The sequence below is a fragment of the Nocardia sp. NPDC004722 genome (genome assembly GCF_053601505.1).
In genome coordinates, this window is sequence record NZ_JBSGBY010000934.1 from 1 (window position 1) to 2,208 (window position 2,208).

Sequence of the window (2,208 nt, forward strand, 5' to 3'; positions counted from 1 at the left end):
TACTTGATGACCTCGTCGGCCGTGCCGCAGGCGATCTGGTGGTGGCCGACCTCTCCAGCGACCACGGGCCGTACACCGAGCAGGTCCTCGATATCGCCGACCTGGTGGTGCTGGTGACCCAGGCCCTGCTGCGTTCGGTGGCGGCCGCGAAATCCGCCGCCGCCTATTGCCGTACCCGCAACCCCAACGTCCGGGTGGTCGTGCGCGGTCCGGCGCCCGGCGGCCTCGCCGCAGGCGATATCGCCGAGGCCCTGTCGCTGCCGCTGCTGGCCTCCGTGCCCTCCCAGCCGGGGCTCACCGAGCGGCTGGAGCGTGGCGGGCTCACCGTCCGGCGTCGCGGGCCGCTGCGCACCGCCGCCGAAACCTGCCTGACCGCACTGTTTTCCGATGGTTCCGCGCACCGCGAGGTGGCCGCTCAGCCGGGTCCCGCGTGGTGGCGTGTCGCTCGATCACGCGGCGCGTCCTGCGCACCGGCGACGGCGTCCGCGGGGGTCTGGAAATGAGCCCGGAGCGTCGACGGTGCACGTCGCGCCGCCGGCCCGGCCCCGCGATTCTCCTCGGCGTGTGGCCTCCCCGGCGCGGAGGCCGAGCCGGATACTGCCGTCTCGGTTTCGGCCGCAGCCGCCGCTGGTTGCTGTTCGGAGTGGAGGTCCGTGATGAGTGAGTTGCTGTCCGCCGAGCTGCTCGAGCGGGTGCGGGAGCGGCTGGCCGAGGGCGCGGCCGATCCGGATCCGGCGCAGGTGGCCGCGGCGGTCCGGGCCGAGGCGGGCGGGGTGCTCGCCGATACGGATCTGTTGCGCGCCTTGCGATTGCTGCAGACCGAGATGACCGGCGCCGGGGTGCTCGAGCCGCTGCTGCACGATCCGGAGGTGGCCGATGTGCTGGTCACCGGGCCGGACGCGGTATGGGTGGATCGCGGGCGCGGATTGCGGCGGACCTCGGTGCGGTTCCCGGACGAGGCGGCGGTGCGCAGGCTGGCCCAGCGACTCGCGCTGGCGGCCGGGCGGCGGCTCGACGACGCGCAACCCTGGGTGGACGGCAGGCTGGCGGGAAGCGAAGCGGCACTGGGAGATTCCTTCGGCGTGCGATTGCACGCGGTGCTCGCGCCGATCGCGCACGGCGGCACCTGCCTGTCCCTGCGGGTCCTGCGGCCCGCCACCCAGGGGCTGGACGCGCTGGCCGCCGCCGGGGCGGTGCCGCCGACGGCGAAGGTGCTGCTGGAGCGCATCATTCGCGCCCGGCTCGCGTTTCTGGTGGTCGGTGGAACAGGGGCGGGGAAGACCACGCTGCTGTCGGGTCTGCTGGCCATCGTCGATCCGGCCGAGCGCATCATCTGCGTCGAGGATGCCGCCGAGCTCGCGCCACCGCATCCGCACGTGGTCCGCCTGGTCGCCCGTCCCGCCAATGTCGAAGGGGCGGGCGCGATCACGGTCCGCGACCTGGTCCGCCAGTCCCTGCGCATGCGGCCGGATCGCATCGTGGTCGGCGAGGTGCGGGGCGCGGAGGTCGTCGACCTCCTCACCGCTTTGAACACCGGACACGACGGCGGTGCGGGCACCGTGCACGCGAACTCGCCGGGTGAGGTGCCCGCCCGTCTGGAAGCCCTCGCGGCGCTCGGCGGCATGCCCGCGGCCGCCCTGCACAGTCAGCTGGCGGCGGCGATACAGGTGATCTTGCACGTCCACCGATATTCCGATGGTCGCCGCGCCCTTCGTGAGATCGGCATGGTGACCGCCTGCGACGGCCGGGTACGGATCATCCCGGCCTGGACCGCCGATGCCCGCCCGGCCCCGGCCGCCGGGGCGCTCGACCGACTCCTCGAGGAAAGGACCCGCGATGACATCTCCGAATGACGACCTGCCGGTATCCATTGGTAATCCCGTGTGTTGCAGTCCCTTCCGGGTACGAGGTTCGCGATTCCCCGGACTGCGGCTGGGCTGGCGCGCGAGTTGTCGGTGTCAGGTGAACCCCGATTCGGCGGCTGCCGAACAGGATTCGGAAGTCCGTCGGTGTGGCGGGTGCTGATGGCATCGAATGTCGCCCCCGGCGTGGCTGTTCTGGTCTGTGTCGCGGCTGCGCTCCTCACGTTGCCGCCTCCCGCCGCTCGTCGGCGGCTGGCCGTGCTCTTCCCGCGACAAGCGCGGTCACTGAAGACTGTGCGCAACAAGATGGTTCGTGCGCTCATGCTCGGATCGGCCGCGTTGTCAC

Annotated in this window: 1 protein-coding gene and 2 pseudogenes; all 3 read left to right on the top strand. The window is 72.3% G+C overall.

What is annotated here, in order from left to right; translation table 11 throughout:
- Positions 1-503: pseudogene (locus tag ACWELQ_RS44245) on the top strand (hypothetical protein); the annotation flags it as partial.
- A 153-nt stretch (positions 504-656) separates the two neighbouring features.
- Positions 657-1,853, top strand: a complete 1,197-nt coding sequence (locus ACWELQ_RS44250) for a TadA family conjugal transfer-associated ATPase (protein WP_452402940.1) — start codon at positions 657-659, stop codon at positions 1,851-1,853.
- 165 nt (positions 1,854-2,018) lie between these two features.
- A pseudogene (locus tag ACWELQ_RS44255) lies at positions 2,019-2,208 on the top strand (hypothetical protein); the annotation flags it as partial.